The 4,910-nt window shown below is 71.9% G+C and carries 4 protein-coding genes; all 4 read right to left on the bottom strand.

All coding sequences use genetic code 11. The features are described from left to right. A partial coding sequence (locus tag Q7W29_14995) for a phosphate ABC transporter permease PtsA (GenBank protein MDO9173128.1) occupies window positions 1-438 on the bottom strand: 438 nt, incomplete at its 3' end. Between the two features lie 29 nt (window positions 439-467). Continuing rightward, on the bottom strand, window positions 468-1,430 hold the full coding sequence (gene pstC, locus Q7W29_14990; protein ID MDO9173127.1) for a phosphate ABC transporter permease subunit PstC: 963 nt from the start codon (window positions 1,428-1,430) through the stop codon (window positions 468-470). A gap of 22 nt (window positions 1,431-1,452) precedes the next feature. Beyond that, window positions 1,453-2,466 carry a phosphate ABC transporter substrate-binding protein PstS gene (pstS, locus tag Q7W29_14985; GenBank protein MDO9173126.1) on the bottom strand — a complete coding sequence of 338 codons (1,014 nt, stop codon included), beginning with the start codon at window positions 2,464-2,466 and terminating at the stop codon, window positions 1,453-1,455. Window positions 2,467-2,623: 157 nt separating this feature from the next. Next, window positions 2,624-4,910: PAS domain S-box protein (locus Q7W29_14980; protein ID MDO9173125.1), on the bottom strand; the 2,287-nt coding region annotated here is incomplete at its 5' end.

The raw sequence follows: 4,910 nt of genomic DNA, 5'->3' as shown, positions 1-4,910 counted from the left end.
CAGCGCGACCGCGCCGGCGTGGCCGGAGAAGCTGCGGAAGGGGACCACCAGCACGGTCCAGACGAACAGGCCCACCAGGATCGAGGGCAGCCCCATCAGCACGTTCACGCAGAAGCGCACCGCCGCCCCCAGCCGCGTTTCGCGCCCGAACTCGGAGAGATAGACGCCCGCGAGCATGCCCAGGGGCACGCCGATCAGGGTCGCCGCGGCCGTCAGCGCCAGGGTGCCCAGGATGGCGTTGGCCAGCCCCCCCCCCTCCACCCCGGGCGGGCCGGGCAGGGAGGTGAAGAAGGCGAGGTTCAGGGCGGGCGCGCCGCGGCGGGCCACCTCGGCCAGGATCAGGACCAGCACGCCGATGCCGAGCAACGCCGCCAGGCTCGCGGCCGTGCGCACGGCGAGGTCGGCGGCCTTGCGGCCGCGGGCGTGGCGGCGCCGCATCTCATCTCCTCGCATCACGGCCCCCTGCATCACTGCCCCCTGCCGGCGCTGCGCTCAAGCCGGCGGATCCAGGCGTGGGTCAGGCCCTGGATGGCGAAGGTGATCAGGAAGAGCACCAGCCCCAGCTCGACCAGCGCCGACAGGTACAGCGGGTCGGCCGCCTCGGCGAACTCGTTGGCCAGGGCGGAGGCGATGGTGTTGCCGGCGTCGAAGAGCGACGCGCCGACGCGGTGGTTGTTGCCGATCACGAACGTCACGGCCATCGTCTCGCCCACCGCGCGCCCCAGGCCCAGCAGGCAGGCGCCGGCCATGCCGCGCGCGCCGTAGCGCACGGTGACCTGCCGGGCCACCTCCCAGACGGTGCTGCCCATGCCGTAGCCGGCCTCCTTGACCACCGGCGGGACCATCCGCAGCACGTCGCGCATCACCGAGGTGATGAACGGCAGGATCATCAGGGCCAGGATGATGCCCGCGGTGAGCATCCCGATGCCCATGGGCGGCCCCTGGAACAGCGGCAGGAACCCCAGGTGGTCCGACAGGAAGGGCTGCACGTGGTCGGACATCAGGGGCGCGAAGACGAACAGTCCCCACATGCCGTAGATGATGCTGGGCACCGCCGCGAGCAGCTCGATGGCCGCTCCCACCGGCTTCGAGACCGCGGGCGGGGCCAGTTCGACCAGGAACAGCGCGATGATCAGCGACAGCGGCACGGCCAGCGCCATGGCGATGGCCGTGGAGATCAGCGTGCCGGCGATCGAGGAGAGGGCGCCGAAGTCCCCGGTCACCGGGTTCCAGGCGGTGCTCCACAGGAAGGAAGGGCCGAACTTCGCCAGCGATAGGGACGAGCCGCGCGTCAGCTCCAGCAGGATCGCCCCGGTCAGCAACAGGAAGAACCCCGCCGCCGCCGCCGCGAGGCTGCGGAACAGGGGGTCCCCCCAGGGTCGCGGGTGGCGGCGTTCCGGGGTCGCCGCGGTCGCGCGGCGGTCCGTCATCGCGGAATCCCCTGCGGGCCGCTCACTTCCAGACCGCTGAGCCCGCGGACTTCACCTCGCTGCGCCAGACGGTCTCGACCAGCGCGACCACGTCGTCGGGCATCGGCACGTAGTCGAGGTTGCTGGCGGCGGCGTCGCCCTCGGCGAAGCACCAGGCGAAGAAGTCGAGCAGCGACTTCGCGCGGGAGGCGTCGCGCTGCTCGCGGTGGATCAGCACGAACGAGGCGCCCGTGATCGGCCAGCTGGCGTCGCCGGGCTGGTCGGTGAGCACCAGGTACAGGCCGGGCGCCGCGCTCCAGTCGGCGCCGGCGGCCGCGGCCTGGAAGGACGCCTGGGTGGGCGCCACGAACTTCCCGGCGTGGTTCTCCAGCAGGATGTGGGTCAGCTTGTTCTGCAGGGCGTAGGCATACTCGACGTAGCCGACGGAGCCCTTGATGCGCTGGACGTAGGCGGCGACGCCCTCGTTGCCCTTGCCGCCCACGCCGGCGGGCCAGGCGACCTCCTTGCCGCAGCCGACCTTGCCGTGCCAGGCGGGCGAGACCTTGTCGAGGTAGTTCGTGAAGATCCAGGTCGTGCCCGACCCGTCGGCGCGGTGGACCACGGTGATGTCGCGCGCGGGCAAGGCCAGGCCCGGGTTCAGGGCGGCGATGGCGGGGTCGTTCCACTTCTTCACGCCGCCGAGGTAGATGTCGGCCAGCAGCGCCGCCGACAGCTTCAGCGCGCCCGGGGCGATCCCCTCGAGGTTCACCACCGGCACCACACCCCCGACGATCATGGGGAACTGCACCAGTCCGGCCGCGTCGAGGTCCGCCTTGGTCAGGGGCGCGTCCGAGGCGCCGAAATCGACGGTCTGCGCCTTGATCTGCGCGATGCCGCCGCCCGAGCCGATCGACTGGTAGTTCAGGCCCACGCCGGTCAGCTTCTTGTAGGAGTCGGCCCACTGCGCGTAGAGCGGGTAGGGGAAGGTGGCGCCCGCACCAGTCAGGTCGGCGGCGGCGGCGACGCCGGCGGCGGCCGCGGCGACGGTCAGGCACATCAGCAAACCGGCCATCTTCTTGTTCAACGTCGACCTCCACAGCGGTTGCGCCCCGGCCGGCATGGTCCCGGGGGCGGTGGACACAGGATCGCTCCCGGCCGTGAAGATCGGGTGCGGATCGTGTGAAAATTCGATGAAAACCGGCGGCGGCGGCCGCTCAGCCGTCGATGGCCTTGCGCACCCGCCGCAGCAGTTCGTCCGGCTCGTAGGGCTTCGACAGGATGTCGGCGCCGCGGACGTCGTCGAGGCGGCCGTGGACGGTGTCGGGATCGTAGCCCGTGGCGAACAGGATGCGCACGTCCTTGGCCTGCTCGAGGATGCGGGCCCGCGCCTCGCGCCCCCCGAGCTTGGGCATCACCACGTCCAGGATGACCAGGGCGATGTCCCCGCGGCGCTCGCCGTGGAGGCGCACCGCCTCCTCGCCGTCACGCGCCGTGACGACCTTGTAGCCGCCGTGCACCAGCACCCGGGTGGCCAGCTCGCGCACGGCCTCGTCGTCCTCGGCCACCAGGACCGTCTCGCGCCCCCGCGGCACCGCGCCCGGGACGACCGGCGCCGGGACCGGCGCCGCCTTCTCGCCCGCCGGCAGCCAGATGCTGAACGCGGCCCCGCGCCCGGGCTTGCTCTCGACCCGCACCAGGCCGTCGTGCTGGCGCACGATCCCGTAGACCGTCGCCAGGCCGAGGCCCGTGCCGTGGCCCATCTTCTTGGTGGTGAAGAACGGGTCGAAGATGCGGCGCTGCGTCTCCTCGTCCATGCCCCGGCCGTCGTCCTTGACCGTCAGCTCGACCCAGCGGCCGGGACGGGCCCAGGCGTTCTGCTCGCAGAACTCGGCGTCGATGTCGCGGTTCGCGGTGGCGATCGTGATGGAACCGGCGCCGTCGATGGCGTCGCGCGCGTTCACGCAGAGGTTCAGCAGGATCTGCTCGAGCTGGCCGAGGTCGGCGTGGGCGCTGCGCAGCTCGGGCTCGGGGCGGAAATCGAGGGTCACGTCCTCGCCGATGACCCGGCCCAGCAGCTTCAGCATGTCGGTCACGGCGTGGTTCAGGTCGAGGTCCTCGGTGTGCAGCACCTGCTGGCGGCTGAAGGCCAGCAGCTGGCGGGTCAGGGTCGCCGCGCGCTGGATGCTGCGGTCGATCTGCACCAGGTCGTCGCGCACCGGCGACTCGGGGGCGGTCTCCTCCTCCACGAAGTGGAGGTGGCTGCGCATCGCCTGCAGGATGTTGTTGAAGTCGTGGGCGATGCCGCCGGCCAGCAGGCCGACCGCCTGCATCTTCTGCGAGAGGGCGAGCTGCTCCTCGAGCTCGCGGCGGCGCGTGATGTCGCGGCCGACGGCCACGATCTCCGTCACGCGGCCCCTGGCGTCCAGCACCGCGGAATTCGTCCAGCCGATCCAGCGCCAGCCCTCCCGGGTGAGCGCCCGCTGCTCGTGGGTGCTGGTGTGCGGCGGTTCGTGCAGCCGCGCCAGCGCGCGGCTCGTCGATTCCCGGTCGTCCTCGTGGACCAGGGGCATGCAGTCCTGCCCGAGCAGCTCCTGCTCCTGCATCCCGAACATCCGGCAGTAGGAGGGGCTGACGAAGAGGAAGCGCCCCTCCAGGTCGACCTTCACGAGCATGTCCGACAGGTTGTCCACGAGCAGCTGGTAGGCCGCGCGGCTCGCCTGCAGCGCCGCGTGGCGGCGCAGCAAAGCGCGCAGCGTCAGGGCGAGCACCAGCGCCAGGAGCAGGCCGCCGATGGACATGGCGTGCTGCTCCGCGGTGGTCTTGCCGCTCGCGTAGGCGGGCAGCGGCGCCAGCGTCAGCTTCCAGTCGCGGTCGACGATGCGGACCGACCCGCTGGCGGCGTAAGGCCACGCCTGCGGATCGCCGGACGCGACGGAGCGGTAGGCGGCGTTCCCCAGGTCGTCCACCAGGTCCAGGCGGAAGCGCTCGTACAGGCGGGGCTCCGCCAGGCAGGCTTCGACCAGGATGTCGATCCTGAAGACGCCGTTGACGAACCCCAGCAGGCGGCCGTCGGCCCCGGCGATCGGGTGGTAGGTGGCGAATCCCCGCCCGCCCTGCAGCAGCTCGATGACCGGCGAGCTTGCCACTTCTCCGGTCGTCGCGGCCTTCTGCACCGCTTCGCGGACGCCAGGAGAGGGGTGCAGGTCCAGGTCCGCGCCCAACGCCGGCCGGTTGACGGCTGCGGGCACGATGATGCGGATGACGTGCCCGGTGTCGACGTAGTTGACCGCCTGCAAGCCCGCCGCCAGGCCGTGGATGCGCACGGCGTGGGCGGCGAAGCGGGCGCTGTCCAGGGGCGCTTCGGCGGCGGCCAGTTCCGCCAGGTCCCGCGCCAGGTTGATGCGGCCGTCGATCCAGGCCGACAGCCGCAGCCGCACCTGCTCGTCCATCACCTGGGATTCCAGGGCCAGCTCGCGCCGCTCCACGTTCCGCTGCGCGATC

This window comes from bacterium (assembly GCA_030654305.1).
Classification (GTDB): Bacteria; Krumholzibacteriota; Krumholzibacteriia; order LZORAL124-64-63; family LZORAL124-64-63; genus PNOJ01.
The sequence above is the reverse complement of the archived record's forward strand: the minus strand, read 5'-3'. Positions and strand labels throughout refer to the sequence as shown.